Origin of the sequence: Nitratireductor sp. OM-1 (assembly GCF_003296175.1) — a bacterium.
Classification (GTDB): Bacteria; Pseudomonadota; Alphaproteobacteria; order Rhizobiales; family Rhizobiaceae; genus Nitratireductor; species Nitratireductor aquimarinus.
The window spans coordinates 1887742-1912570 of the sequence record NZ_CP029208.1; the positions used below are offsets into that span (position 1 = coordinate 1887742).

Genomic DNA, 24829 nt, shown 5'->3' on the forward strand with positions numbered 1-24829 from the left:
TCAATCAGTCGAGAGAGGATATCGGTCTCCAGAAAGGTGTGCGCCTTGGCGCCTCCTTCGGGCATGAGCCCGCCACCTGAACCCGGTCGCGCAGGAGCGGCCCCGGTGGCGCGCATTCTGGCCCTCTGGACGATTTCAGTTCCTGTCGCGGCTCTCCCCGAGATCATTCGAAAGAGAACCACAATGAAGAACGCCATCCTGAAGCAGATGCCTGCCGCCGCACTTGCCCTTTCAACGCTTCTTGGCGCGGCCCATGCCGCCCCGGCAGACAGCGACAAGACCATCACCGTCTACAAGACGCCGTGGTGCGGCTGCTGTGAAGTGTGGGTCGAGGCCATGGAAGAGGCCGGCTACACGATGAAGGTGACCGACCTTGAAGACCTCTCCAACGTCAAGAAACAGGCCGGTGTGCCTGACGCCATGGGGGCCTGTCACACGGCGGTGATCGGCGACGAGCGCAAATATGTGCTTGAAGGTCACGTGCCGATCGAGGCGGTGGAAAAGCTCATGTCCGAGAAGCCGGATGTGAAGGGTATCGCCGTTCCGGGCATGCCGATGGGCTCGCTTGGCATGGGATATGACCCGGAGGCCGAATACACGGTCTACACATTCGACGGATATGCCGACACCCAGCCGGGCGTCTTCCTCGAAACCGGTAAGAAATGACCCTGCCGGGCATTCGGGCCGGGGCGCATTGCGCTCCGGCAGCAGGCATGACCGTCGTCGTGGCGGTCCTGTCTTCGCGGGCTTCGTCTGATGGCGGCGGCTCCGGATTTCCCGTTCAGGCGAGGCAGGCATGCGTGCAGGCTCGGTCTTAGTCGTTCTGGGCGTCGCTTTCGCGGTCGCACTATCGGCGGCGCTCTGGCTGGTGCTGGTGGAGGGGGCGGCGGAGGATGCTGCTCTCCTGAAGCCCGATGACCGGCAGCTCGTTGCGCGCGGCAGGGAAATCTACGCGGCCAATTGCGCCTCGTGCCATGGCGCAGACCTTGAAGGTGAGACCGCGGACTGGCGCACGCCCGGGCCGGATGGCTCCATGCCCGCGCCGCCCCATGACGAAACCGGGCACACCTGGCACCACAATGACACGCTGCTTTTCGCGATAACGAAATACGGTGTGGCTGCGGCAGCCAATCTCGACGATTATGTTTCGGCAATGCCGGTCTATGATGGCATTCTGTCGGATGAGGAGATCGTTGCGGTGCTGTCCTACATCAAGAGCACCTGGCCCGATGAGATACGCGAGGGCCACGACGAACTGAACGCGCGTTCCGCGCAGGAGCGAACACGATGAAACGACGTCACTTTCTCACAGGTGCAACCGCGCTGGCTGCGATAGGCGCTGCCGGCATCGTGCTGCGACCCTCATTGCCCCCCGCCGCAGCCCTTGCCGCAGACCGCGCGCCGCTGCGCATGCCGACGCTGATCGACACGACTGAGACCGGTCGTTTCGAGGTGGTGGCGCAGACCGGGCAGACGGATTTCGGCGGCGGGCTGAGCGCCCAGACCATCGGCTTCAACCAGTCCTATCTCGGACCCGTCGTGCGCATGAAGAAGGGGCCGCTGGAGGCCAGGGTGGGCAACACGCTACCGATCCCCGTCAGTGCGCACTGGCATGGCCTTCTTGTACCCGGAGAGCATGATGGCGGCCCGCATCTGCCCGTGGAGCCCGGTGGCGAGTGGGTTCCCGACATGGAGATCGACCAGTCGCCCTGCACCGCGTTCTTCCACACCCATGTCCATGGCCGCACGGCGCGTGATGTCTATGCCGGGCTTGCCGGCGCAATCCACGTCACCGATGGTCTGGATGACGAGCGCGGCCTGCCGTCCACCTATGGCGTCGATGATCTGACGCTCCTTTTGCAGGACCGGCGCTTCACGCAGGATGGCGAACTCGCCTATGCAAGCTCCATGATGGACATCATGCATGGCATGACAGGCGACACGATGCTCATAAACGGGCAGCTCGATCCGGTGGCCGTTGTGCCGAAATCCATCGTCCGCCTGCGGCTGATCAATGCGTCGAATGCGCGGATCTATTCGCTCTTCTGTGATGACGGGCGGCCCATGCATCTGGTTGCGACGGATGGCGGCTATCTGCCGGTACCCGTGGCTTTGGAGACACTGCGCCTGTCGCCGGGCGAACGGGCCGAGATCCTTGTCGATTTCTCCGACGGTCGGGCGATGACGCTTGCGAGCGATGGCGATCCCAATTCAGGCATGGGCGGCATGATGGGACGCGCGCTTGGCATGGTGGACAGGGTCACGGGGCTGCGGCAGTTCCCGGTTCTTCCGTTCACTGTCGATGAGCGTCTTGAAGGCTCGATCAAGCGTCTGCCAGACAATCTCGGCGGCATCCGTCCGGATCATGACCCGGCAAAAACTGCCGCAACGCGCCGCTTCTCGCTCGATATGGGTATGGGCGGCGGCATGGGCGGTGGCATGGGCGGTGGCATGGGCGGCAGAGGCATGGGGGGCGGAGGCATGATGGGGGGCTTCTCCATCAATGGCCGCCCCTTCGAGATGGGCGTGATCAACGAAGAAGTGGAACGCGGTGCGACGGAACGCTGGATCGTGACCACGAACATGCTCACGCACCCGTTTCACATCCATGGCGTGTCGTTTCAGGTGGTCAGCGTCAACGGACGCGAACCGGGGCCGGAAGACCAGGGCTGGAAAGACACGGTTCTTGTCGATGGCGAAACGGAGCTGCTGGTGCGGTTCGATCACCCGGCGAGCAGAGACACGCCCTTCATGTATCATTGCCACATTCTCGAACACGAGGACGCCGGCATGATGGGGCAGTTTACCGTGAGCTGAGCGGCCCCGGGGCAGGACCCGTTAATATGGCCGCGCTGGCTATTTCATCAGATATTTGACCAGCGCGGCGATTGCGAGAATGACCAGAATTCCGATCAGCAGCATCCAGAGACCGCCGAACCCCATCATTCCCGTTCCCATGAAGTCGTTCATCATGATGTCTTCTCCTGTATCGGCCTTTGCAGGGTAGAGGTTCCATCTGCTGGAAGGTCAAGCGTGAGGGCGAAAGGCGATTGACCTTCCGGTTACTGGAAGGATTAGCTTTGTCGAATCGAGACGATCTTCACCTGAAGGAGCAGCAAATGGTGACGTTGAATGTGCCTGACATGACGTGCGGGCATTGCGCAAAAGCGGTGACCGAAGCGGTCAAGAGCGTGGATTCGAATGCAGCGGTCAATGTCGACCTGGAAACGAAGACGGTTCAGATCGACAGCCAGAGCGCCGATGCCGCCGTCATTCAGGCGCTCGACGCGGCCGGCTATCCCTCGGATGTGAAATCCGCCTGAGGGCGGGGCGCTCGCGGGCGCGCAAGATTGGTGAAATCACGAAGGGCGGCGAGCATTTGTTCGCCGCCCTTTTGCATGGACGGCGGTTGAGCGGGCGGGCTTGCGCATCGGGTTCGAGCGCCTATCCTTGAAACATGGTTTCACGCCCATGTTCTGCCTGAGGCAACAATGCGCCTCTCGCAGGGGCGCTGGGGGAAGTCGAATGAGAGATCTGTTTCGACTGTCACGCTATCACTGGCTGTTTCTGTTCATGGTCATGGCGCTGTGCGCCTTCCTGACGGCGTTTCTGTCGTTTCAGCTCATCAATGTGGCCATGGCCAATCTGGATTTTCTGCTCAGGCACGGCCTGATGGGGATCGCCGATGGCGGTCTCCTGCAGTTCCTTTCCATTCTCGCGAAAGGGTTTTTGATCGTGCTCTTCTATTTCGGCTTCAAGGGCATTGAGGCCGAACTCCTGCAGCGCTGGCGCAATCCGCGTCAGAAGTGAAGCGGCTCCGGTCCTATGCCGCGATGGCGATTTCAACGCGGTTGCGGCCGGCAGATTTTGCCCGGTAGAGCGCCATGTCGGCGCGCTTGAATGCGGCTGAAAATGGCTCGGCAGCATCTTCGCCATTGTTGGCGTAGACGCCAATGCTAACGCTGATCCGGATTTCCGCGCCGTCCTCGTGCAGATAGGGCGTGGCTTCGACGGCCTTGCGCAGGCGCTCACCGAGGTTGAAACCGCGATTGGCGTCATGCATCGGCAGGACGAGCGCAATCTCTTCGCCGCCGAAACGCGCCACAAGGTCGCTCTGGCGCACATTGGCGCGCACCAGCGCGGCCAGATGCTTGAGCACCTTGTCGCCCACATCATGGCCGTGGACATCGTTGATCTGCTTGAAGTGATCGATGTCGATCAGCATCAATGTGCAGGCCTCGCCCCGTCGCATGGCGGAATCCATGATGTTGGGGCCGCGCATGTCGAACACGCGCCGGTTGGCGAGGCGGGTCAGTGCGTCGGTGGATGCTTCGCGCGTCAGCGTGTTCTCGCGCTCATATTGCTGGCGCTGGCGCTCGACAATGCCGCCGACGAGCATGGTGCCGAGCACGTTCATGAGCAGCATGACCGGGCCGACATTGGAGAGAAGCGCGATTGCCGTCTCGTATGGCAGAACGAACATGGAGAGCAGCGACAGGCCGGAGACCGCGCCGAGAAGGCCGAATGTCGGAAGGCTGATGCGCTCGCGCTTGAAAAGCATGGCGAAGGCAAGGCCTGCGCCTGCGCAAACCAGAATGCCGATCGCGCCGGCGATCGCACCCGCCCCGCCGATCCACAGGCGGAAAGCGATGGCTGCAACGGTGGTGAGACCGAGCGTGAGCCAGCCGCCGAAGCTCATGGCGAGAATTACGAAGGAGTTGCGCAGATCGAAGATGAGGCCGGGCGCCACCTGAACCGGCAGCGACATGGAGCCCACCGCACCGGCGGCAAACACCACGGCGATCAATGCGTGGCGCGTTGCGTCATTGGGGCTGCGACGCAGAACGATGTCGTAAAACAGCGCGGCAATTGCGGCGATACCCAAATTCTGCAAGACGCCGGAAATCAGAAGCGCTGTACTCATTGCATTATCCTTGCTCTCTCGGGACGCTAGGTAGACAAGGTTTCAATGCGGTAAAAGAGGTGGTGTGCCAGAAGCACCCGTCACCGATTTTAAACCGCGCACCAGAGCATTCCCCGTGCGTCCGAATGAACGCAGGGCGAACTAGAAGAGGCTCCCCTGATCCTTCGGACCTTTGTCCGAGGGTTTGGGTTTCTTCGGGCTGGCTGCGACCTTGCGGCCGTCGCTGGCGGCAACCGCGCGGGTGGTCCCGTCGGCAAACTGTATCTGGAGCTCAAGGCCGGGCTGGATGTTGCGCGCCCGCTTGATGGGAAGGTCGTCAGGCCCGCGAACCAGCGCAAACCCGCGCTCCAGAACGCCTTCGTGCGACAGGGACTTCGCCAGACGCATGGCCTGATCGGCGCTTGCGTGACCCTGTTTGAGCTGCATGGCGACCTGTGTGTCCGCCCGGCGTTCGGCCTGTGCAAGGCGGTCGCGCCAATGCACGATGCGCTGCCGGAGCGCCATCGGGGAGACGCGCGCGGCATCGCGGTCGAAGCGCGTGCGCTGGGCGCGCACAAGGGCGAGGAAGACGCCTGGCAGGCGTTCGCCGGAGGCTGCGGTGCGTCGTCGCACCTCGCTCAGACGGCGCTCCAGCGTGGCTGGTGACAGCCGCACGCCATTGAAGGTCAGTCGCTTGCGCTGCGTCGCGGCGGTGAGCGCGCGGCCGAGCCGGCCAGCGGCCTCATCAAAACGACGGCGCGGCAGGGCCAGAAGCTGGTCGGGCGAGGGCAGGGCGCGTGAAAGCGCCTGCAGCGTCTGCCGCTTGCGGTCGCCTTCCCGCGAGACCGCGCCTTTCAGCCGGGCGGAAAGCCGGGCGACGGAGGCTTCCAGATCGGCCTTCACCGGCACGGCCATCTCGGCAGCACCCGTCGGTGTGGGCGCGCGGCGGTCCGCCACGAGATCGATCAGCGTCCAGTCGGTTTCATGGCCGACGGCGGAGATGACCGGAATGTCCGAGGCCGCGACAGCGCGCACCACGGATTCGTCGTTGAAGCCCCACAGGTCTTCCAGACTGCCGCCGCCGCGCGCAACGATCACGAGGTCGGGGCGCGGCAGTGGTCCGCCTTCGGGCAGAGCGTTGAAGCCGGCCACGGCGTTGGACACTTCATCGCCCGTGGTCTCGCCCTGCACACGAACGGGCCAGACGAGCACATGAACCGGAAACCGGTCGGAGATGCGGTGGATGATGTCGCGGATCACCGCGCCCGTGGGGGACGTGACGACGCCGATGACACGCGGCATGAAGGGGATGGGCTTCTTGCGGCTGTCCTCGAAGAGCCCTTCTGCGGCGAGCTTCTTCTTGCGTTCTTCCAGAAGCGCCATCAGCGCGCCGGCGCCGGCCGGCTCCACGCTTTCGATGACGATCTGGTATTTCGACGAGCCCGGATAGGTGGTGAGCTTGCCGGTGACGATGATCTCAAGCCCTTCCTGCGGCAGGAATTTGAGCTTGGAGAAGACGCCGCGCCAGATCACGGCTTCAAGCCGGGAGCGGTCGTCCTTGAGCGCGAAATAGGCGTGGCCGGATGAATGAGGCCCGCGATAGCCGGACACCTCGCCGCGCACGCGCACATGCCCGAACCTGTCTTCCACGGTGCGCTTCAGCGCACCCGAAATCTCACTGACGGAGAATTCCGCAACATTGCTCTGCGAATCGGCTGGGCGTATCTTTTCCATAATTTCCGATTGAGACGTTCCGGCACCACGGGGTCAAGCCCGCGCCATCTGCCGTGCCCCGTCGCCCGCCTCACCAGCCATTCAGCAAATGGCCGGGGCGCAGGCGTTTGTTGCGTGAATTCAGGAACGCAGCGTTGAAATCATAGCTGCCGTTTTCTTCCAGAAAGGCGGGGACAGAGAGATTGTCCAGGCTCTCGGAGATGTGGCGCGCCAGCGCGTCGATGATCTCGGCCTGACCGGTGTGGCCGCGCATAAGACCGATATGGCAGTCGGGCAGCGCCTTGAAGCCATCGGCCTCTCCCAGAACGCGCATGCCGGGGCGCAGGGCGCATTCGGGCAGAACCGAGATGGCGAGCCCCGACAGAACCGCCGTGGCGATGACGGTGGCCGAGAAGCTGGTGAAGAGGACGCGATAGTCGCGGCCTTCCTCTTCGAGGGCTGCGCAGGCCGTGCGCCGCCACAGGCAGTTCGGCCGGCCAAACGCCATGGGCAGAACCTCGCGTTCATGGACCGTGTGATTGGCCGAGCTGACCCACAGGATCGGTTCGCGGCGCACCGGCTCCGATCCGCCTCTGGAATCATCATGCGTGACAAGCGCCAGATCGAGCGTTCCCTTGCGGATGTGCTCGACCAGATTGGATGTCGGTTCGCAGGCGACCGAGAGCTCGACACGCGGGTTGGAACGCGAAAAACGCGCCATGATCTCCGGCAGGAAGCGGTCGGCGTAATCATCGGGTGTGCCGATGCGGATATGGCCTTCCAGGCTGGCATCATCAAAAGCGGCCAGCGTCTCGCGGTTCAGCCGCAGCATGCGGCGCGCATAGGCCAGAAGGCGCTCGCCATCCTCCGTCAGACGATTGGTTCTGCCGTCCTTCTGAAACAGCGTCTTGCCGATCCGTTCTTCCAGCCGGCGCATCTGCATGGACACGGCAGACTGGGTGCGGTGCACCTCTTCGGCGGCCCGCGTAAAACTTCCCGTATCGGCAATCGCGATGAAGGTTGCGAGCTGGTCGAGGTCGAGTGGGGCGGCCATGGATCAATCCATCATTGAAGCTGATGATAAAGATTAGAAACATTCGTTCGACTAATCAATAAGCCTTTGACACTATCGCGCTGTCTTCGGAAATGGCCCGTCTATCCCTTCTCAACCCCCTGGCCAAACCCTGTCAGGGCGAGCCGTTTCCCAGTGTCACCGCCGATATGAAGGATTTGTTCGATGCCACGCGCACACACCGATGCTCTCGCCGTAACCGCTGTCCCGCAGCCGGCTGGCGTGGTGCGTGCGCTCACGGTGTCGCTATGCGCCAAACTCACGCACCTCTTGAGCGCGCGCCGCGCCGCGCGTCAGCTCTCGGAAATGTCCGACTGGCAGCTTGCCGATATCGGGCTGACGCGTTGTGATGTTGATACCGCCGCGCTCAGTGTGCCACGCGCCCAGGTGACGCGACGGCTACAGGCCGTCGCTCACGAGCGGGCGCGCATGGCGGCCATACATGGCGCAGCCTGACACAAATCGTGAGTTTCGAGCGTTTTTCTGATCCCAAGCAGGCCTGACTCCCGCATGCCGGTTCCCCCCCGGCAGCCTGCCACTTGCCCGGTCCTCTGGACCGGGCTTTTTTATGCGTGGAGACTTCAGGCGGTGTCGTCGTCGTCCTGATCGAGAGGGCGACCCGGAAGGACATAGCTTCCCGACAGCCAGCGATTGAGGTCGACGTTCTTGCAGCGCTTGGAGCAGAAGGGATAGTGCGCGCGCAGCGATTCCTTGCCGCATTCCGGGCAGGGGCGCTTGGGGCGTAGCGGCGTGACCTTTTCTTTCTGGTCCTGATCCATCTCAGCGCGCTCCCAGTCCGGACAGCCAGTTGAAGTGTACCTTGTAGCCCTCGGCGACCAGAAGGTTGACCGTTTCATAGAGGGGCAGGCCGACCACATTGGTGTAGGAGCCGACCAGTTTGACGACAAACGTGCCTGCGAGCCCCTGAATGGCGTAGCCGCCGGCCTTGCCGCGCCACTCGCCCGAAGCGAGATAGCTTTCCAGCTCCTCATGCGACAGGCGCTTGAAGCGTACGCGCGTCTCGACGATGCGCTGGCGCACCTTTCCCGAAGGCGTGATGAGGCAAAGCCCGGTGTAGACCCGGTGGGCGCGGCCCGAGAGCAGCTGCAGGCAGTTGGATGCCTCGTCCACCATTTCGGCCTTGGGCAGGATCCGGCGGCCAACCGACACGACCGTGTCTGCGGCCAGCAGGTAGTGGCCTTCCGCCTCGCCATCCTGCGTCAGGCGCTCATGCGCCTTCTCCGCCTTGCCAAGCGCCAGACGGCGGGCAAGCGAGCGGGGATGTTCGCTCTTCAGCGGCGTTTCGTCGATATCGGCAGGCGCAAGGCGGTCCGGCTCGATGCCTGCCTGCTGCAGGAGTTCGACGCGGCGGGGCGAGCCAGAGGCCAGCACGAGTTTCTGCAGTGCGCTCATTGCAATGTCACCGACCGCGTCAGACGGCTTACTTGAAGCGGTAGGTGATGCGGCCCTTGGTCAGGTCGTAGGGCGTCATCTCGACGAGCACCTTGTCACCTGTCAGAACGCGGATGCGGTTCTTGCGCATGCGTCCAGCGGTGTGGGCGATGATCTCGTGTTCATTTTCCAGCTTCACGCGAAACATTGCGTTGGGCAGCAGTTCTGTGACAACGCCTGGAAACTCCAGGACTTCTTCCTTTGGCATCCGTTACCTTCGGCTCTTTTAGGATATTTCCGGCCGACGACCGGAATTTGGCGCGGAACCTAGCCCATTCATCACCCTTTGTGAACAAGCCAAACCCCGGCAAACGTGAATTTGTGTCGGAATTGTTTCACGTTTCGAAGCGCTGGGCGATGGATGCGGCCAGACGGTCGCGCACATCGCGGTAGGCGGCGACGATCTGGTCGCGTGTGCCGCTGACCACGGTGGGGTCCATCGTCGGCCAGTATTCCACGTCAGCCGCGATGGTTCGCGTCATGTCGAGAGCGCGGTGATGCGCCTCGGGCGACAGGGTGATGATCAGATCGAAATTGGTGTCCGCCAGCTCTTCGATGGACTGCGGCTGGCGCGCGCCCAGCGAAAGGCCCTTCTCGTCCAGCACAGCATCGACAAAGGGGTCGCGCTCGCCGGCGCGAAGGCCGGCAGACGCCAGAAACACGCCGGCTGGCAGGCTTTGCCGCGCCAGCGCCTCGGCCATGGGGGAGCGAATGGCGTTCATGCCGCACAGAAACAATACCGATTGCGGCGCACGCTGTTTCTCCGCGACGCCGGGGCTCATGACTGCACCCTGCCGTGGCAGGTGCACATGACGCGCCTCAGCCCCGCCAATGCAGCACGCAAACCAGGGTGAAGAGCCGCCGGGCGGTGTCGAAGTCGACCTCGATCTTGTCTTTCAGGCGATCCATCAGGGTTTGCGATCCCTCATTGTGCAGACCGCGCCGGCCCATGTCGATTGCCTCAATCTGGCTGGGCGTGGCGCTGCGAATGGCATCGTAATAGCTTTCGCAGATCATGAAATAGTCTTTCACGATGCGCCGGAAGGGGGTGAGCGACAGAATATGCGTCACCACGGCCTCGTCATTTTCACGGGAGATCGCGAAGACCAGGCGGGAATCGACAAGCGAGAGTTTCAGTTTGTAGGGGCCGTCCTTCTTGTCGCCGACGGGCCGGAAGCAGTTTTCCTCGACCAGGTCGAAGATCGCGACCGCCCGTTCATGCTCGACATCGGGCGTTCCGCGGCCAACGGACTCATCGAGTTCGACATCGATCAGACGTGCCGTATCGGAGTCCGGACAAGCCATGTCAGACGTCGTGGCTTGGTCGGCTTGGCGTTTCCCACGCCGCGCCGAGATCGGTGAGCCGCGCCTCGATACACTCGACATTGAGGCGCAGCGCGGCATCGCCGGAGAAGATCAGTTCAACCACCCCCGACGGTTCCTGCGCAGGAATGAAGTTGATCGCCAGAAGCGAGAGAACGTCGTTCGGCCGGTTGCGGTCGATCCCTGCCGTGCGCACGGACTGGACCCGGTCGAAGTGAAGAACGCTGCGGCGGCGCTCATGCGGGGACTGTCTCAGGAAGCTGCGCTTGGTCTCGTTTTCCCAGACAAAGCGGTTGAAGGCCGCTGCAAAGCGCCGGTTCGACGGCTCGAATGCAAGATCGCCAACCTTGACGACCGCGTCCTGCAGGTGCGCCGAAAGTATGCCGAGATCGACATCATCGAGCGCTACGAGCTTGAGAAAATCCATGTTAACGCGCCACTCAGGTTCAGCTTGAAATACGCTCGATCACTGCGCCACAGGCGGAGAGTTTTTCTTCCAGCCGCTCAAAGCCGCGATCCAGATGATAGACGCGGTTTACCTCTGTCTGGCCCTGTGCCGCAAGGGCAGCGATGACCAGCGATACCGAAGCGCGCAGATCGGTGGCCATCACCGGTGCGCCGCGCAGCTCCGAAACGCCGTCCACTACCGCGGTCTGGCCCGAAAGCGAGATATTCGCGCCCAGGCGCGCCAGCTCCTGCACGTGCATGAAGCGGTTTTCGAAAATCGTCTCGGTGATGTGCGAGCGCCCTTTGGCCATGGTCATCAGGCCCATGAACTGCGCCTGCAGATCGGTGGGGAAGCCGGGGAAGGGCTGTGTGGTGATGTCGACCGGGTTGATGCCGGCGCCATTGCGACGCACGCGGATGCCGCTGTTGGTGCGGGTGATCTCTGCGCCGGTCTGTTCCAGCGTGTCGAGGACGGCTTCCAGAAGGTCTGCCTGCGCGCCTTCGAGCATCACGTCGCCGCCGGTCATGGCAACGGCCATGGCGTAGGTGCCGGTCTCGATGCGGTCGGGGATCACGCGATGGCGCGCACCCGAAAGGCTGGTCACGCCTTCAATGGTGATGGTGTCCGTGCCGGCGCCAGAAATCTTCGCGCCCATTGCGTTGAGGCAGTCGGCCAGATTGACGATTTCTGGCTCGCGCGCGGAATTCTCCAGCACCGTCTCGCCCTTGGCGAGTGCTGCGGCCATCATCAGCACATGCGTTGCGCCGACCGAAATCTTTGGAAACACATAGCGGTTGCCGATGAGGCCGTTCTTGGCCTTCGCGTTCACGTAACCCTGCTCGATCTCGATCTCCGCGCCCAGCGCGCGCAGTCCGTCGATGAAGAGGTCAACAGGGCGGGTGCCGATGGCGCAGCCGCCGGGCAGGGAGACGCGGGCCACGCCCATGCGCGCCAGAAGCGGTCCGATCACCCAGAAGCTCGCGCGCATCTTCGAGACGAGTTCGTAGGGAGCCGTGGTGTCAACGATGCTGCGGGCGGTGAAATGGATGGTGCGCGAATAGCCCTTTTGCTGGTTCTCGCGGCGGCCATTCACCGAATAGTCGACGCCGTGATTGCCGAGAATGCGGATCAGGCTTTCGACGTCGGCCAGATGCGGAACATTGTCCAGCGTGAGCGTGTCGTCTGTCAAAAGCGACGCGATCATCAGCGGCAGCGCTGCGTTCTTGGCGCCCGAAATCGGCAACGTGCCATTCAGCTCGTTACCACCGGTTATGCGTATGCGGTCCATCCGTTCTCACTTTCCGGGCGCTTGTTCCGACATGGTCTGATCGTGGGCTGTCCCCGATTTGCCGGCAGCGATCTGCCAGCCCCGACTTGCCTGAATACGCCGATTGCCTTGCGGTATCGTAAAAGAATGCTTCATGCGCGGCGGAAATGGAGCATGCGACGCCGCGAAGCGTTTGCCGCAAGACGTATTCGTTTAAATTGGTCCTAAAACATGGCCGCGCGCTGCGCAAGGCGGGGAATGCGTCGTGAAACGCCGTTATTCTTCCGATTCCGCCGGGCTCGATTGCAGGCCTTCGGGGCGCTGGTCTGCCTCGCCCTGACGGCGCGAGCGCGCCTGGGCCTTGCGGCGGGCAAGGTTGGCGCGCAATTGCGCTGCGAGGCGATTCTTGCGTTCTTCATCACCCTTGCTGCCGACGACGGGCGGATTCTGTTTATCGGCTTTGCTCACATGAGGCTCCATGTCAGTTAAAACCGCCTTTCTACAGCCTTGTCAGGGCGCGCAGAGAGCGCCGTTTGGGCCGGCTTTGGCGGCAAATTTCACAAGCTTCTATCAAACTGTGCAATTGAATGCGAATGTGCGCTTGCGCAATGCTTTTCATTGTGGCAGAAGTCCGCCGCATCACAGAGACAGACGCAGTTCTGTTCGTGGTGAGCGAAACGCAGACGCATCATCCGTCACCCCGGCGTTTTCGTCTTCTGGCAATGCTGCCGTAGCTCAGGGGTAGAGCACTCCCTTGGTAAGGGAGAGGTCGAGAGTTCGAATCTCTCCGGCAGCACCAGTCATCATCCAATCCATAAATGCAGTATACCTAACGGTTTCCACAGGAACACCGTAAGCGCACGCTGCCTTACGGCGTAGCGTTCGCGTGTGGTGGCTTACTTGTTCATAAGCCGCGCGGTGCGGATTTTGAGAATCATCGGCGACGGGCGAGCCATGGCGGTGTTTTGTTACCGCACAGCTTTGCGTGTCGGAGTTCGGTCCAGTCTCCGGGGCTTAATTCGAGGTGTTCATGATCCGGGCAGGCCATTGGGAGAGTCCCGAAGACTCTCACGGTGGCAGGCGTCGAATGCGTAGTGCGTTTTCCAATGCGTAGCACTGCTGGCCAGCGCATGAATTGCCATGCCTGCCACGGCAACTCGAACAGTCATGCCAACTTTGTGGCACGCAGCACGCCGATATCGATACGCACCGTTTACGCCGGGCAGCCCTGCTGCCTGTTTGTCGCGACGGTTGAAACAATGACAGGAGAGGATGGTGCCTGGCTCAGACGCCGGCGCCGCAATTGCTCTCGAAACTTGCGAAAAGCGAGAGATGATGCTGCAGAAAAAAAATACCAATGAAGCTGGGGCTCGGGCGACAGGAAAAGAGGTGGCGCTGACCAGGGAGACTTCGAGCGAAAAGCAGGCGAATGACGAGCGCCTTCTCGCCCTGGAGCGCCTTCTTGAGAATCCGGAGTTTCGAGCGTCCGACCGCAACAAGCGGTTTCTGCGTTTCGTGGTCGAGGAAACGGTGGCAGGGCGCGCCGACAGGATCAAGGCTTTCACCATTGCAGTCGATGTGTTCGGGCGCGACGCCAATTTCGATGCAACCGTCGATCCCATCGTCCGCATTGCCGCCGGGCAATTGCGCAAGTCGCTCAGGGAGTATTATGCCGAGGCCGGGCAGGGCGATGTCGTCCAGATTGCCATTCCGCTCGGCGCCTATGTTCCAACATTCGACAAGCGCTCATCGACATCCGCCTTCATGAGCAATCTGTCCCGGGGCTTCAACAAAGGCCCCTCTCTGGTCGCCGGTGCAGCACTGCTTGCCGCAGCGGCTCTAGCCGTGTCGACATATGCACCGGTCTGGCTCGGGCAGCCGGGCAAATCCGGAGGTGGCGGCGCTGTTCTGTTGCTCGACAGCGCTCGTGCAAATCCTTCCAGTGCGGACGCCACCCAACTCGCGAACATGCTGAACGACGCGCTGTGGCTGAAGGTCGGCCGGGAGGAGGGAATTCGCTCGGTCGGGGTGCGTCCGGAGGAAAAGCTCGATGCGGTGAGCGCCCGCGTTCGCGAGACATATGGAGCAGGCAGCAATGTTTATGAGCTGCTGACCAGTGTGCAGGTCGAGTCCGATGAAGTTCGGATCTACTGGCACCTGCTGGATTCGGACTCGCGTGAAGTGCAGGTTTCCTCCCTGATGGAAGAAATGCTGGTTCCCAACGCAAAGGGAGATCTGGCCGAATCCATCGCGTCGCGGGTCGCGGCATCTCTGTTTGGGTATGAAGGTGTGCTCGCCCATTATCAGGCAGGGGCGAGGGTGGCTTCACACAGATCAGAAGAATAGGCGGAGCAGATCAGGCCGCGTCTCTCTTGCGGACTTGCAGAGAGGCGCGGCCGCTTTGTATCGCGTCCTTTTCTTTTCACTGGCTCCTGCGGAGTGGCGTGAGACTGTTCAGCAAAAGCGAGCCTCTCGAACGCAAAGAACGCACCGGAAGGAGCCTGATCCTTCGGCGCGATGCCCGCGTTCGTGTCGGCAAGGCAGAAGAGTGCGCCAGGGTCCTGACCCTAGCCCTGAAGTTTCAGCCGGAGTCGCTTGATGCGCTCTTTCATGACGAGCTTCGGTCCGAAAAAGGGGTGATTGCGTTTGCAGTCCTGGAGAAGGTCGAGGTCAACCGGTCCCTGCCGCACCATCAGGATATCCACTTCCGCACTGGAGTGGCCCTGTTGCGCCATCTCATCGAGAAGCACTTCTATGGAATAGTGGTCGGTTAGCGGTTTTGCGGGCACTTTCGGACCCCTGGATCAGGCAGCCGTACGAGGCGGTTGCGCTCGTGAGAAATTGGGTCCCAAAGCCTCGCCGACACTTACAAGAAGTGAGGCAAGACTTTGGGAGAGGCCGGCCCGGGGGGCGGGAGGGCCGGCTTTGGCGGTACACTTCGCACCCGGTGCGAAGTGAATTCTCAAGGCTGATTTACGGAGGTGGCGCGGGCGTTGCCGCGTGGGAGGTCAGAAAGGGTATTTCGTGCTGAAAGAGCTGCATCGCCCCGTCCATTCCGTGTATTCATCTTGTGATTGAAATATGCGACGAAGTGCAGCTTATGCGGAAATCACAGAGTGCATTTTTTCCGGAAAAACGCATTTTGGGGCCAGGAATCCCCGATTGACAGCCGGCTGAGGTCAAGCCATAAACTTGCGTCTATTTAGATAAACAAATGTTCTTTCCGGGAATGGTTATGAACAGTGTTTCAGGGGGAGGAAAATGGACGCATTTCTGAGCGGCCTCAAAACGGCCGTGGACACACTCGGCGCAACGGTTCTGTTGCCCATCGTCATCTTTGTCATCGCCGTTGTTCTGGGGGCCAAGGTCGGCAAGGCGTTTCGCGCTGCCGTCACCATCGGCGTGGCATTCATCGGCATCAATCTCGTGCTCGGCCTCATGCTGGGCTCCATCGGCGACGTGGCGCAGGCCATCGTCACCAACACGGGTATCCAGCGCGATATCGTTGATGTGGGCTGGCCTTCGGCTGCCGCAATCGCGTTTGGTTCGTCGGTCGGTCTCTGGGTCATTCCCATCGGCATCGCCGTCAACATCGTGCTGCTTCTCACGCGCATGACCCGCACGCTGAATGTCGACGTCTGGAATTTCTGGCACTTCGCGTTCATCGGTTCGCTCGCCGTCGCCGCCACGGGCAGCCTCGGCTACGGCCTGGTCATCACCGCGCTGATGGCCGCCCTGTCGCTGCTCTTCGCCGACTGGTCGGCGCGTGCGGTGCAGAAATTCTACGGCATTCCCGGCGTTTCGGTGCCGCATCTGGCATCCGCGCAGATCCTGCCGATCGCCATCGTCGTGAACTGGATCATCGAGCGCATTCCGGGTGTCAACAAGATCAACATCTCGACCGAAACCATCGAGCGCCGCTTCGGCGTGTTCGGCGAGCCGGTCGTTCTGGGTCTGGTCATCGGCCTCGTGCTCGGCGCCATCGGTTATTACAATGCCGGCGATTTCGGCACGGTTCTCTCCAAGGTTCTGCAGACGGGCATGACGCTCGCCGCCGTGATGCTGCTTCTGCCGCGCATGGTGAAGATCCTGATGGAAGGCCTGCTGCCGGTTTCGGAAGCCGCACAGGAATTCGTGCGCAAGCGCACGGGCGACCGCGAGCTGCTGGTCGGTCTCGATTCGGCGATCCTCATCGGCCATCCGGCCGCGATCTCGTCGTCGCTCATCCTGGTGCCCATCGCCATCGCCCTTTCGGTGATCCTGCCGGGCAACCGCGTGATCCTGTTCGCCGACCTTGCGGTCATTCCGTTCATCGTCGCGATGGCGGCGCCGCTCATGCGCGGCAATGTGTTCCGCATGGTCATCGTCGGCACGGTCACGCTGGCCGTCGGTTTCTACGTGGCCAACGCGCTTGCGCCGCTGTTCACCAGCGCTGCAATCGATTCCGGCTTCGAGATGCCCGAGAACGCGGTTCAGATCACCTCGGTGGTCGATGGCTTCCTGTGGATCTCCTACGTGGTCATCGCAGCGATCCGCGATCTCGGCGTTGCCGGGCTGGGTCTGCTTGCCGCGCTCATCGCGGCGTGCTTCTGGCTCTACCGCCGCAACACGCAGGCCTGGGAACGGGCTGCTGGTGCGGAAGACGACACTGCACAGGAAGGCTAATAGGTTAGTGAATGGCTGAAGCCCTTATGAACCACATCGATCCCGAGGCGATTGTCCTCGGGGTCGACACCGACAGCCGCGAGGCTGTCATCCGACTGCTGGCGGAAAAACTTCAGGCTGCCGGTTATGTGAAGGACAGTTTTGCCGATGCGGTTCTCGCCCGCGAAGCCTCGATGCCGACCGGTCTGCCGCTCGGCCACGCGGTGAATGTCGCGGTGCCGCACACGGATCCGGAGCATGTTCTGAAGCCGGGCATCGCACTGGCGACGCTCAAGAAGCCGGTTGCCTTCGCCAATATGGAAGATCCGGACGAGCCGGTCGAGGTGGGCCTGGTTTTCCTGATGGCGCTCAACGACAAGGATCGCCAGATCGAGATGCTTCAGGAAATCATGGCGACGATCCAGAGCGAAGAGGCTATTTCTGGCCTCATGCAGGCATCGTCGGTCGATGATGTCGCTGCGGTTTTGAAGTAAGGCAGTTCCAGGAGAACGGGAACCGGTTTCCCTTCCGGAACTGTTTTGAGAAAAAGTCCCTGAACCGCATCATCGTCTCCATGACGCGATGATGCGGTTCAGACTCCATTGGTAGGGAGAAGTCCATGAGCAAGAAAACCGTTCTTTTCGCCTGCGGCACCGGCATCGCCACCTCCACGGTGGTCGCGAATGCCGTGACCGAGGCCATGAAGGAGCGCGGCATCACCATCGAGCCGCGCCAGTGCAAGGCAACGGAAGTCCGTTCGGAACTTACCGGCGTCGATCTGATCGTTTCCACCACGCAGTTACCGTCGGATCTCGACGTGCCGTCCATCGTGACGCTCGCCTTCCTGACGGGCATGGGCAAGGCCGAGGCGCTCGACAAGATCGAAGGCGAGCTGCGCAAGTAAAGCGCGCGCGCTTCCAGAATATGAAGAAGGCCCGCAGCCGATCCGGTTGCGGGCCTTTTTCATTTGTGTCGCAAGAAGGCAGAGCGCCTTAGCTGTTTTCCTCGACGAAACGGCGCAGCCATGCCACGTCATCGCCCGACAGCGTGTCGATCAGGCGCTCGGCAAAGGCGGTCTTCAGCGTTTCGGTCCAGTCGAGACCTTCGTGCAACGCTGCCTCGAATTTCTTCGGCGCATAGGCGTGGCAGCGAATGGCGATGCCTTCCGCCTTCAGGCGGCGCGCATCGTCCAGATCGAAGACGGCCAGGTCGATGCAAAGCTCGTCGAGATTGGCAGACTTCACCACGGCAAGCGGGTCGCCATAGCGCTCATGGGCGATGCCGCCGGTCAGGATGCCCGGAATCTCTTCCTTGATGCGCTTGAGGCTCGCATGGTCGAAGGAGATCATCATCATGCGTTCGAGGTTTGCCGGGTCGGCGGCGATCTTCTTCAGTTCGCGGATATAGCCGTCGAGGTCGACCTTCTCCTTGACCTCGATTTCCAGACCCATGTCGAGCTCACGGGCAAGCATCAGGAAATCGGTCAGGGTGGGAATGCGCTCACCGGCAAACTCCGGTCCGAACCAGGAACCGGCGTCGAGTTTTGCGATTTCCGCCGCCGTCAGGGTGCGGGCCGGGCCTGTGCCGTCGCTGGTGCGGTCGACCGAGAGATCGTGCAGCACGATGATCTCGCCATCGCTGGTCAGAACCGTGTCGATCTCGCAGCTGCGGCCGCCCTCGGCGTGGCAGGAGCGCAATGCTGCGAAGGTGTTTTCGGGCGCGGCGATGGAGTTGCCGCGATGGCCGCAAAGGTGCAGCGGGCCGGTTTCACCGATGTGGAAGGAGAATGCCATGATTGAATGTCCTTGTTGGCGTTCGAGCATCGGACCGAAAAGTGGAATCCGGTTTTCGGCTTGTTCCGATGCTCCATAAGAAGCCCAGATCGTCATTTGTGCGTCCGGTGGGATGCGTGGCGATCTAGAGTTTTCCGAGGCCCGCAGCCATCACGTCTTCCTTCATCAGCCGTTCGGCGATGAAGAAGATGATCAGCATGGGCACCAGAAGCAGGAAGGTGACGGCAGCGGCGGTCGGCAGAACCAGGATCTCGCCGCCCAGATAACTCCACAGGCGCACGGCCAGTGTCTGCACCTTGGGCGCACCGACCATGAAGCTTTTCTCGAACTCCTCGAACGAGGCGATGAAGTTCAAGAGGCCGCCGGCAAGAAAGCCGGGCCAGGCGAGCGGCAGCGCAATCCGCATCACCGCAACGCGGGGTGCCGCACCCAGCGTGCGGGCCGCGAGGATCAGCTCGTTGGGAATGCCCTCGAGCGTCGCCGTAAGAATGCGGATCATCAGTGGCAGCGTGCCGACGGTCTGCACCAGAATGATGCCCTGCACCGTGCCGGCAAGCCCCATGCCGAAGAAGATCTCGCCAAGGCTGACGGCCACGACGATGCCGGGCACGATCATCGGGGCCAGCACGAACACCTCGACCGCGCGCTTCAGGCGGAAGGGAAACTGCGCCAGCGCCCAGGCCGTGGGAAAGGCCAGCGTGGCGGTGAGCAGCGTCACCACGGTCGAGACGAAGAAGCTGAGCAGGGCGGAGGGCAGGATGTGCCGGTCCGACAGCACGTCGCCCCACGCCGAAAGCGAGAAGGAACGGGGAATGATGTCGGGCGGAAACCAGCCCACTGCCGGGTCATAGAAGGCCCAGAGCGCAATCACGCCGAGCGGCAGGAACAGCGTCAGGAAAAGATAGCCGTAAAGGCCGAGGGAAACCCAGAGCTGGGTGCGTTGGGAATGTCTCATGCTGATCGCCATGGTTCAGGCTCCCGCGCGCTTTTGCGCGTCCGACTGGCTGAGCGAGCCGATGATTGCGTAGTAGGTGAGGAGCACGCCCACGGCGACGATGCTGAGCAGCGTTCCCATCGCGTAGACGAGCGGCCAGTTCCCCTTGGTGAAGCCCTCCGTGTACATGTGCACGCTGAGCGGCAGCGGATAGCTGGGGCCAAGCAGGTTCGGCACGACAAAGGAGCCGAGCGAACTGATGAAGGTCAGGAGAACGGCGGCGGTGATGCCGGGTTGCGCCAGCGGCAGCTGGATGCGCCACAGAATGGTGAGGCGGCTTGCGCCAAGGGTGCGGGCGGCGGAGAGCACATCCTTGCTGATCGCGGCCATGGAGCCGGAAATGATCAGCGTCATGAACGGGATGTTCTTCCACGACGAGGCGATGATCGCGCCAAGGCCCCATTCGTCGCGCACCAGCCGCGGCAGGGTGATGCCGAGCGGGGTCAGGATGCGGCTTGCCATGCCGCCACGGTCCAGCATGACGAGCACGAGAAACGCGGCCACGATGCCGGGAACCACCAGCGGAATGCGGTAGAGCGAGCCGAAGAATTTGCGGCTCGTCTCATTGGCCTGCATCAGGGCCGAAAGCGGCAACGCGATGAGCAGGCTGAGCGCGGTCGGCGCGATGGCGAGCCAGACGGAAAAGCGCAGGCCATCCAGATAGACCGGCGTGGTCAAAAGCGTGATCCACGGGTCGAGCGTGAAACCTGCCGCATCGGCCCCGCGCCCGGAAAAGCTGTTCACCACCACGCGTACGAGCGGCATGCCGAAGAACACGAGGAGATAGCCAACGCCCGGCAGCAGGCACAGGAGGATCGTTGTCAGGCGAACCGGCTTCATGCCATCGCCTCCACGGGCTCGAACGTCTTCAGAAGGTGAAGGGCCGGCGGCGGGGTGAGCTTGACCGGCTGGCCGGTGGCCAGAATGTCGGACTGCCCGCCTGCGGTGATGACGCGCAGTTCCTGCCCGGCGGCAGACACCCAGTAATGGGTGGATGCGCCCAGGAACATGGACTGTTCGACCACGCCATCGGCCTCGCCGCTGGCGGCGTCGATGCCGATGTCCTCGGGGCGGATCGCGATGCCTTCCGAGGCGCGTTCGGCCGGGTTTTCGATCTTGCGCACCGCGCCCCAGGGCAGGCGGCACTCGCTGCCGGAAATGTCGGCCTCGATGACATTGGTGAGGCCGAGAAACTCGGCGGTGAAGCGGAAGCGCGGGCGGCGGTAGAGGTCGACTGGCGTGCCGCGTTCGACAATCTCGCCATCCTTCATCACCACGATCTCGTCGGCCAGAGCCATGGCTTCCGACTGGTCGTGCGTGACGTAGATCGACGTGGTGCCCAGCTTGCGCTGCATGGTGCGCAGGTCTTCGCGCAGACTGTCGCGCAGCTTGGCGTCGAGATTGGAAAGCGGCTCGTCGAACAGGAGCACATCCGGCTCGATGACGATGGCGCGCGCCAGCGCCACACGCTGCTGCTGGCCGCCGGAAAGCTGGCGCGGCAGTCGGCGGGCATGCTGGCCAAGGCCGACCAGCTCAAGCGCGGCAGCCACGCGGGTGGCGATTTCGGGCTTTGCGACATTGCGCATTTCGAGCCCGAACGCGACGTTCTTTTCCACGCTCATATGCGGGAACAGGGCGTAGGTCTGGAAGACCATGCCGAAATTGCGGTTCTCCGGCGCAAGCGCGTCGATGCGCTTGTCGGCGAGCCAGATTTCGCCCGTGGTCGGGTCGGTGATGCCCGCAATGGAACGCAAGAGAGTGGTCTTGCCGCAGCCCGATGGGCCCAGAAGCGTGACGAAGCGGCCGGCCGGCACTTCAAGGTCGATCCCTTTCAGTGCGCGGGTGTTGTCGAACTGCTTGGTCAAGCGGCGAATGGAAAGTGTCGTGTCCATGACGATGCATCCTGACGCATGGGCGGCGCCGCGAGGCAGCGCCGCCCGAATGGTGTGCGAAGGTTAGTTGGTGGCGCGCAGCAGGTTGGCGACGATGTAGTCGCGCATGGCTGCACGAAGCGGCGCGGGCAGGCTGGGAAGCGCGCGCTCGGCGAACTCGTTGGTCGGGATCAGGCGTGCGGCCTGCTCTTCGGTGAAGCTCTTGCCCGGATCGATGTCCGTGCGTGCCGAACGCGAACCGTTGACGCCAAGCTTCTCGAGCTGGATGTCATGCTGGCTCATGAAGTCGAGGAACAGCAGGGCCGCCGCCGGATGCTCGCTGCCGACCGGCAGGAACATGCCGTCGCCGCCGCCCACCTGGCCGGATTCGATGATCTGCTGACGCACGGTCGGCGGCAGGAGGCCGCGGCCGATGAAGTCATAGGCCATGTCTTCCCATGCGGTGCCGATCGCGCCCGCGCCATTGGCGACGAGGTTCAGCGTGTCGGAGTTGCCATTGGTGATCTCGGCAACCGGGATGAGCTTCTTGTAGTAATCCCAGACCGGGTTCAGGCACGCGCCCTCGACATAGGCCTTGGCTTCGTCCTCGGTCATGGAGAAGTTGGAGAACTCGGCGCGGCAGTCATCGCCTTCCACCTTGGCGTAGGCGACGGACTGCATGAAGCCGTTGCCCGAACCGCCGCCGGCCGGCGAGGTGACGACGAACTTGCCCGGATTTGCTTCCGCCCAGGCGAGCAGAGCGTCGGCGGTCGTCGGCACGTCATCGCCCGAAACGGTGCGCGTGTCATAGATGATGCTGGTCTGGTTGCGGTGGAAAGGCACATAGGAGCCGCCGTGGTCCACGCCGCCGGAAACCCGCGCGATGTCCTGATTGAAGCCATCCGCATTCGGCAGAAGATCGGCGAGCGGCACGTTGGCCATGACATTCTCGCGCATGAGCAGGCCGGTCGTGCTGGAGCCGACGAAGTAGACGTCAGCCGGCGCGGCCACGCCAGAATTGTTGGCGGCGATGAGCTGCTGCACGGCAGCTTCGTTGTTGCCGCGAATGTAGTTCACCGTGATGCCGTATTCTTCCTCGAACGCCGGCAGAAGGCGGTCGGTGAAGAGCGGGCCGAAAGAGTTGGTGAAGTCGAAGAAAGTCAGCTTGCCTTCTTCCTTGGCCTGGGGAACGATGACGTCATAGAAATTTTCAGACGTCAGCTCGGCCAGTTTGAAGCCCGGCTGGATGTTGAATTCTTCCGACCCGATGGGCGTGACCGCATAGGCGGCGGTGCTCATGAGGGTGGCGGCGATTGCAGCAGTGAGAGCCTTCATTGGTGTCTTCTCCGCAAGGGGTTGAGGGCGCGACCTAGGTCGCGGCTTCTCCGGCACTCCGCGTGTCATTTTGCCGATGCTGCGGGGTGCCGGATTCCATCGCTGGCAGGATTGCCAGCAATCTTTCTGCCGTTGCCGGCGAGGCGGCGAAGACCGGAGCGCCATGCTCCAGACCATTCGCGCCCAGATAATCTTTTGTGACAGCGCCGGCCGTGGCGGCGATGAACAGGCCGCCCACGGCATCCCACGGGTTCATGTGCGGCTCGACATAGGCGTCGAGGCGACCGGCGGCGACATGGGCCAGGCACAGCGCGCCCGCGCCGAGGCGACGGAACTCCACATCGTGGTCGCTGAGCGCTGCGACGCAGTTCCGGTAAAGCTCCGGCTCGTGCCGGCCCGAAAAGCCGAGGCCGACCACCGCATCCACCATGCTGTCATTGCGCGAGCAGGCGATGGGCGTGTCGCCAAGGCGCGCGCCATGTTCTTCGTCTGCCCAGAAAAGCTCGTCCGTTACCGGATCGAACACCCAGGCGGCGATGGGCTGGCCGTCCTTCAAAAGCGCGAGCGAGACGCAGAAATAGGAAAGGCGACGGGCGAAGTTCACCGTGCCGTCGATGGGGTCGGCAAGCCAGGTGTAGCCCTTGGCCACGGCCTTGCCGCCCAGCTCCTCGCCGATGATCGCGTCTTCCGGAAACGCTTCGAGAATGGCCGCGCGCAGCATGCGCTCGACCGCGAAATCGGCTTCCGTCACCACGTCGCCCGGGCCCTTGCTGTCTGTTTTCAGATCGGGCGCGCGGAAATAGTCGAGCGCGATGCGGCCCGCCTTTTCTGCAAGCGTCTTACCAAGGGCGAGGCGGGAGGGGGCATTCAGGGTCATTCTGTCTTTCCGGCAGTCATGCGTGTGATGAGTTTGGGTTTGCAGTGGATGAGGCGAGCGCGCGGCTCGCTCTCTTCCTGTGGTTGCTGGTCTTCCGCCTGACCGCCCAAATGCCCATCGCCATGGACGTCCACATGGGCGATCAGGCGGCGCATCATTTCCTCGAGCGGCTGCTCAAAGGTGGTGAGGCGATAGGGCGGCCAGTCGGCGGCGGGCAGGTTGTCAAAGCCGATGAGCGCGATGTCGTCGGGGATCGAACGGTGGCCGCGCAGGCCATCCAGAAACCCGAGCGCCATGGCGTCGTTGGTGGCGAAGACGGCGTCGGGCTGTTCGCTGCCCGGCAGGGCAAGCAGACGCTCTGCGCAGGCGCGGCCTGCCTCGGTGGACATGGCGTCATTGTTCCAGATGGCGGCGTGCAGCCCCGCTTCGCGCGCTGCCTCGGAAAATCCTTCGGCGCGCAGCGAGGGCGCCCAGCTTCCCTGCGGACCGCCCAGAACCAGAAGCCGCCTGCGGCCTTCTTCCAGAAAGAGCCCGGCTGCCATGCGCCCGCCAAGCGGATTGTCGGTGGCGACGGAAAAGCCCTTTTCATGATTGGCCGGGCGGTTGAGCGCGACCAGAAACTGGCCTTTCTCGATGATCGCGGCGGCGCGGTTTTCGCGCACGACACCGGCGGTCACGATGACGCCGCGCGCCCGCCAGCTCAGCGCCTCTTCAAGCAGCCGGTCAACTTCTGCGTCGCTTTCGGCATAAAAGAGAAGCGGTTTCAGATGCCATTCCTGAATGGCCTTCAGAAGCCGGGAGAGAACCTGCGCGCGCCAGTCGAAATTGAGGCGGGTGGTGATGACGGCGACCAGCGGGGCGTCGCCCGTGACCATGGAGCGGGCAAGCGCATTGGGCTGCCAGCCAACCTGTTCAGCCGCCTTCAGGATGCGTTCGCGGGTTTCAGGCGCAATGCGGCCATTGCCGGTGAAGGCGCGGCTGACCAGCGCCTGCGAAACATTCGCCACGCGCGCCACGTCATGGGAGGTTGCCGTGCCGGATTTGCGCCGCGACATCGCTCAGCCCTCCACCGGTGTGGAGGCGGTACTACGTATTACCAGGGCTGAAATGAAGAACGCGCTGACCATGGGGGCGGAC

29 protein-coding genes and 1 tRNA gene are annotated in these 24829 nt (G+C 62.6%); 12 read left to right on the top strand and 18 right to left on the bottom strand.

The window, feature by feature from the left end; translation table 11 throughout:
• Positions 1-183: 183 nt before the first annotated feature.
• The 5 genes from DEJ54_RS08865 (at position 184) to DEJ54_RS08885 (ending at position 3810) form a co-directional block, all read left to right on the top strand.
• The gene (locus DEJ54_RS08865) at positions 184-666 is read left to right on the top strand and encodes a DUF411 domain-containing protein (RefSeq protein WP_113154241.1); all 483 of its coding nucleotides are present in this window, start codon (positions 184-186) and stop codon (positions 664-666) included.
• A gap of 130 nt (positions 667-796) precedes the next feature.
• Positions 797-1291: a cytochrome c gene (locus DEJ54_RS08870; protein ID WP_204360870.1), complete on the top strand. Its 495-nt coding sequence runs from the start codon at positions 797-799 to the stop codon at positions 1289-1291.
• Entirely contained in the window at positions 1288-2817 is a 1530-nt protein-coding gene (locus tag DEJ54_RS08875) for a multicopper oxidase family protein (RefSeq protein ID WP_113154243.1), read from the top strand. Before DEJ54_RS08870 ends, DEJ54_RS08875 begins: the two co-directional genes overlap by 4 nt.
• Positions 2818-3050: 233 nt before the next feature.
• Complete coding sequence (locus tag DEJ54_RS08880) at positions 3051-3323, top strand: heavy-metal-associated domain-containing protein (RefSeq protein WP_371685969.1); 273 nt, start codon at positions 3051-3053, stop codon at positions 3321-3323.
• Positions 3324-3525: 202 nt separating this feature from the next.
• Positions 3526-3810, top strand: a complete 285-nt coding sequence (locus DEJ54_RS08885) for a hypothetical protein (RefSeq protein ID WP_113154245.1) — start codon at positions 3526-3528, stop codon at positions 3808-3810.
• A 13-nt stretch (positions 3811-3823) separates the two neighbouring features.
• Here the strand turns inward: DEJ54_RS08885 and DEJ54_RS08890 are convergent, their stop codons facing one another.
• The 3 genes from DEJ54_RS08890 to DEJ54_RS08900 all read right to left on the bottom strand — a co-directional run bounded on the left by DEJ54_RS08890 (position 3824) and on the right by DEJ54_RS08900 (position 7670).
• A complete protein-coding gene (locus DEJ54_RS08890) occupies positions 3824-4924 on the bottom strand; it encodes a diguanylate cyclase (RefSeq protein WP_113154246.1) in 1101 nt (366 codons plus the stop codon).
• Between the two features lie 141 nt (positions 4925-5065).
• Entirely contained in the window at positions 5066-6637 is a 1572-nt protein-coding gene (gene xseA, locus DEJ54_RS08895) for an exodeoxyribonuclease VII large subunit (protein ID WP_113154247.1), read from the bottom strand.
• Positions 6638-6707: 70 nt separating this feature from the next.
• Positions 6708-7670, bottom strand: coding sequence for a LysR substrate-binding domain-containing protein (locus tag DEJ54_RS08900; protein WP_113154248.1), 963 nt, complete (start codon positions 7668-7670; stop codon positions 6708-6710).
• 183 nt (positions 7671-7853) lie between these two features.
• Between DEJ54_RS08900 and DEJ54_RS08905 the strand changes: the two genes are divergently transcribed.
• Positions 7854-8144 carry a DUF1127 domain-containing protein gene (locus tag DEJ54_RS08905; protein WP_113154249.1) on the top strand — a complete coding sequence of 97 codons (291 nt, stop codon included), beginning with the start codon at positions 7854-7856 and terminating at the stop codon, positions 8142-8144.
• A gap of 125 nt (positions 8145-8269) precedes the next feature.
• Here DEJ54_RS08905 and yacG read toward each other — a convergent pair whose 3' ends face one another.
• From yacG to DEJ54_RS08945, 8 genes are all read right to left on the bottom strand, one after another.
• The gene (yacG, locus tag DEJ54_RS08910) at positions 8270-8467 is read right to left on the bottom strand and encodes a DNA gyrase inhibitor YacG (protein ID WP_113154250.1); all 198 of its coding nucleotides are present in this window, start codon (positions 8465-8467) and stop codon (positions 8270-8272) included.
• Position 8468: 1 nt separating this feature from the next.
• Positions 8469-9101 carry a Maf-like protein gene (locus DEJ54_RS08915; RefSeq protein ID WP_113154251.1) on the bottom strand — a complete coding sequence of 211 codons (633 nt, stop codon included), beginning with the start codon at positions 9099-9101 and terminating at the stop codon, positions 8469-8471.
• Positions 9102-9129: 28 nt separating this feature from the next.
• A complete protein-coding gene (infA, locus tag DEJ54_RS08920) occupies positions 9130-9348 on the bottom strand; it encodes a translation initiation factor IF-1 (RefSeq protein WP_006200926.1) in 219 nt (72 codons plus the stop codon).
• 127 nt (positions 9349-9475) lie between these two features.
• On the bottom strand, positions 9476-9922 hold the full coding sequence (locus DEJ54_RS08925; RefSeq protein WP_113154252.1) for a low molecular weight phosphatase family protein: 447 nt from the start codon (positions 9920-9922) through the stop codon (positions 9476-9478).
• Positions 9923-9959: 37 nt separating this feature from the next.
• A complete protein-coding gene (locus DEJ54_RS08930; protein WP_113154253.1) occupies positions 9960-10445 on the bottom strand; it encodes a UPF0262 family protein in 486 nt (161 codons plus the stop codon).
• Position 10446: 1 nt separating this feature from the next.
• Positions 10447-10890, bottom strand: coding sequence for a DUF2948 family protein (locus DEJ54_RS08935; RefSeq protein WP_113154254.1), 444 nt, complete (start codon positions 10888-10890; stop codon positions 10447-10449).
• A gap of 19 nt (positions 10891-10909) precedes the next feature.
• On the bottom strand, positions 10910-12199 hold the full coding sequence (gene murA, locus DEJ54_RS08940) for a UDP-N-acetylglucosamine 1-carboxyvinyltransferase (protein WP_113154255.1): 1290 nt from the start codon (positions 12197-12199) through the stop codon (positions 10910-10912).
• A gap of 255 nt (positions 12200-12454) precedes the next feature.
• Entirely contained in the window at positions 12455-12658 is a 204-nt protein-coding gene (locus DEJ54_RS08945; protein WP_113154256.1) for a hypothetical protein, read from the bottom strand.
• Between the two features lie 244 nt (positions 12659-12902).
• On the opposite strand from DEJ54_RS08945, the gene DEJ54_RS08950 reads away from it, so the two are divergent.
• From DEJ54_RS08950 to DEJ54_RS08975, 6 genes are all read left to right on the top strand, one after another.
• A tRNA-Thr gene (locus DEJ54_RS08950) sits at positions 12903-12977 on the top strand.
• 590 nt (positions 12978-13567) lie between these two features.
• Complete coding sequence (locus DEJ54_RS08955) at positions 13568-14524, top strand: hypothetical protein (RefSeq protein WP_162742245.1); 957 nt, start codon at positions 13568-13570, stop codon at positions 14522-14524.
• Between the two features lie 98 nt (positions 14525-14622).
• Positions 14623-14952, top strand: a complete 330-nt coding sequence (locus tag DEJ54_RS08960; RefSeq protein ID WP_113154258.1) for a hypothetical protein — start codon at positions 14623-14625, stop codon at positions 14950-14952.
• Between the two features lie 487 nt (positions 14953-15439).
• Positions 15440-16843: a PTS galactitol transporter subunit IIC gene (locus DEJ54_RS08965; RefSeq protein WP_113154259.1), complete on the top strand. Its 1404-nt coding sequence runs from the start codon at positions 15440-15442 to the stop codon at positions 16841-16843.
• A gap of 11 nt (positions 16844-16854) precedes the next feature.
• The gene (locus DEJ54_RS08970; protein WP_113154260.1) at positions 16855-17316 is read left to right on the top strand and encodes a PTS sugar transporter subunit IIA; all 462 of its coding nucleotides are present in this window, start codon (positions 16855-16857) and stop codon (positions 17314-17316) included.
• A gap of 125 nt (positions 17317-17441) precedes the next feature.
• Positions 17442-17726 (top strand): PTS sugar transporter subunit IIB, encoded by a 285-nt coding sequence (locus tag DEJ54_RS08975; protein ID WP_113154261.1) that lies wholly within the window; start codon positions 17442-17444, stop codon positions 17724-17726.
• An 88-nt stretch (positions 17727-17814) separates the two neighbouring features.
• On the opposite strand, the gene DEJ54_RS08980 is transcribed toward DEJ54_RS08975, so the two are convergent.
• The 7 genes from DEJ54_RS08980 to DEJ54_RS09010 form a co-directional block, all read right to left on the bottom strand.
• On the bottom strand, positions 17815-18615 hold the full coding sequence (locus DEJ54_RS08980; protein WP_162742246.1) for a glycerophosphodiester phosphodiesterase family protein: 801 nt from the start codon (positions 18613-18615) through the stop codon (positions 17815-17817).
• Between the two features lie 124 nt (positions 18616-18739).
• On the bottom strand, positions 18740-19570 hold the full coding sequence (locus DEJ54_RS08985; protein WP_204360872.1) for an ABC transporter permease: 831 nt from the start codon (positions 19568-19570) through the stop codon (positions 18740-18742).
• A gap of 15 nt (positions 19571-19585) precedes the next feature.
• Positions 19586-20449 (bottom strand): ABC transporter permease, encoded by an 864-nt coding sequence (locus DEJ54_RS08990; protein WP_113154263.1) that lies wholly within the window; start codon positions 20447-20449, stop codon positions 19586-19588.
• Positions 20446-21501, bottom strand: a complete 1056-nt coding sequence (locus tag DEJ54_RS08995; RefSeq protein WP_113154264.1) for an ABC transporter ATP-binding protein — start codon at positions 21499-21501, stop codon at positions 20446-20448. The genes DEJ54_RS08990 and DEJ54_RS08995 overlap by 4 nt, the downstream gene beginning before the upstream one ends.
• 63 nt (positions 21502-21564) lie before the next feature.
• Positions 21565-22815, bottom strand: coding sequence for an extracellular solute-binding protein (locus DEJ54_RS09000; RefSeq protein WP_162742247.1), 1251 nt, complete (start codon positions 22813-22815; stop codon positions 21565-21567).
• A gap of 34 nt (positions 22816-22849) precedes the next feature.
• On the bottom strand, positions 22850-23692 hold the full coding sequence (locus DEJ54_RS09005; RefSeq protein ID WP_113154266.1) for an inositol monophosphatase: 843 nt from the start codon (positions 23690-23692) through the stop codon (positions 22850-22852).
• Positions 23689-24747, bottom strand: a complete 1059-nt coding sequence (locus DEJ54_RS09010; RefSeq protein ID WP_113154267.1) for a LacI family DNA-binding transcriptional regulator — start codon at positions 24745-24747, stop codon at positions 23689-23691. The genes DEJ54_RS09005 and DEJ54_RS09010 overlap by 4 nt, the downstream gene beginning before the upstream one ends.
• Positions 24748-24829: the final 82 nt, after the last annotated feature.

What these genes read in the sequence shown, in the direction of transcription:
- DEJ54_RS08865 (WP_113154241.1), top strand. Translation starts at nt 184, where the DNA reads ATGAAGAACGCCATCCTGAAGCAGATGCCTGCCGCCGCACTTGCCCTT.
- DEJ54_RS08870 (WP_204360870.1), top strand. Translation starts at nt 797, where the DNA reads ATGCGTGCAGGCTCGGTCTTAGTCGTTCTGGGCGTCGCTTTCGCGGTC.
- DEJ54_RS08875 (WP_113154243.1), top strand. Translation starts at nt 1,288, where the DNA reads ATGAAACGACGTCACTTTCTCACAGGTGCAACCGCGCTGGCTGCGATA.
- DEJ54_RS08885 (WP_113154245.1), top strand. Translation starts at nt 3,526, where the DNA reads ATGAGAGATCTGTTTCGACTGTCACGCTATCACTGGCTGTTTCTGTTC.
- DEJ54_RS08890 (WP_113154246.1), bottom strand. Translation starts at nt 4,924, where the DNA reads ATGAGTACAGCGCTTCTGATTTCCGGCGTCTTGCAGAATTTGGGTATC.
- xseA (WP_113154247.1), bottom strand. Translation starts at nt 6,637, where the DNA reads ATGGAAAAGATACGCCCAGCCGATTCGCAGAGCAATGTTGCGGAATTC.
- DEJ54_RS08900 (WP_113154248.1), bottom strand. Translation starts at nt 7,670, where the DNA reads ATGGCCGCCCCACTCGACCTCGACCAGCTCGCAACCTTCATCGCGATT.
- DEJ54_RS08905 (WP_113154249.1), top strand. Translation starts at nt 7,854, where the DNA reads ATGCCACGCGCACACACCGATGCTCTCGCCGTAACCGCTGTCCCGCAG.
- yacG (WP_113154250.1), bottom strand. Translation starts at nt 8,467, where the DNA reads ATGGATCAGGACCAGAAAGAAAAGGTCACGCCGCTACGCCCCAAGCGC.
- DEJ54_RS08915 (WP_113154251.1), bottom strand. Translation starts at nt 9,101, where the DNA reads ATGAGCGCACTGCAGAAACTCGTGCTGGCCTCTGGCTCGCCCCGCCGC.
- infA (WP_006200926.1), bottom strand. Translation starts at nt 9,348, where the DNA reads ATGCCAAAGGAAGAAGTCCTGGAGTTTCCAGGCGTTGTCACAGAACTG.
- DEJ54_RS08925 (WP_113154252.1), bottom strand. Translation starts at nt 9,922, where the DNA reads ATGAGCCCCGGCGTCGCGGAGAAACAGCGTGCGCCGCAATCGGTATTG.
- DEJ54_RS08930 (WP_113154253.1), bottom strand. Translation starts at nt 10,445, where the DNA reads ATGGCTTGTCCGGACTCCGATACGGCACGTCTGATCGATGTCGAACTC.
- DEJ54_RS08935 (WP_113154254.1), bottom strand. Translation starts at nt 10,890, where the DNA reads ATGGATTTTCTCAAGCTCGTAGCGCTCGATGATGTCGATCTCGGCATA.
- murA (WP_113154255.1), bottom strand. Translation starts at nt 12,199, where the DNA reads ATGGACCGCATACGCATAACCGGTGGTAACGAGCTGAATGGCACGTTG.
- DEJ54_RS08945 (WP_113154256.1), bottom strand. Translation starts at nt 12,658, where the DNA reads ATGGAGCCTCATGTGAGCAAAGCCGATAAACAGAATCCGCCCGTCGTC.
- DEJ54_RS08965 (WP_113154259.1), top strand. Translation starts at nt 15,440, where the DNA reads ATGGACGCATTTCTGAGCGGCCTCAAAACGGCCGTGGACACACTCGGC.
- DEJ54_RS08970 (WP_113154260.1), top strand. Translation starts at nt 16,855, where the DNA reads ATGGCTGAAGCCCTTATGAACCACATCGATCCCGAGGCGATTGTCCTC.
- DEJ54_RS08975 (WP_113154261.1), top strand. Translation starts at nt 17,442, where the DNA reads ATGAGCAAGAAAACCGTTCTTTTCGCCTGCGGCACCGGCATCGCCACC.
- DEJ54_RS08980 (WP_162742246.1), bottom strand. Translation starts at nt 18,615, where the DNA reads ATGGCATTCTCCTTCCACATCGGTGAAACCGGCCCGCTGCACCTTTGC.
- DEJ54_RS08985 (WP_204360872.1), bottom strand. Translation starts at nt 19,570, where the DNA reads ATGAGACATTCCCAACGCACCCAGCTCTGGGTTTCCCTCGGCCTTTAC.
- DEJ54_RS08990 (WP_113154263.1), bottom strand. Translation starts at nt 20,449, where the DNA reads ATGAAGCCGGTTCGCCTGACAACGATCCTCCTGTGCCTGCTGCCGGGC.
- DEJ54_RS08995 (WP_113154264.1), bottom strand. Translation starts at nt 21,501, where the DNA reads ATGGACACGACACTTTCCATTCGCCGCTTGACCAAGCAGTTCGACAAC.
- DEJ54_RS09000 (WP_162742247.1), bottom strand. Translation starts at nt 22,815, where the DNA reads ATGAAGGCTCTCACTGCTGCAATCGCCGCCACCCTCATGAGCACCGCC.
- DEJ54_RS09005 (WP_113154266.1), bottom strand. Translation starts at nt 23,692, where the DNA reads ATGACCCTGAATGCCCCCTCCCGCCTCGCCCTTGGTAAGACGCTTGCA.
- DEJ54_RS09010 (WP_113154267.1), bottom strand. Translation starts at nt 24,747, where the DNA reads ATGTCGCGGCGCAAATCCGGCACGGCAACCTCCCATGACGTGGCGCGC.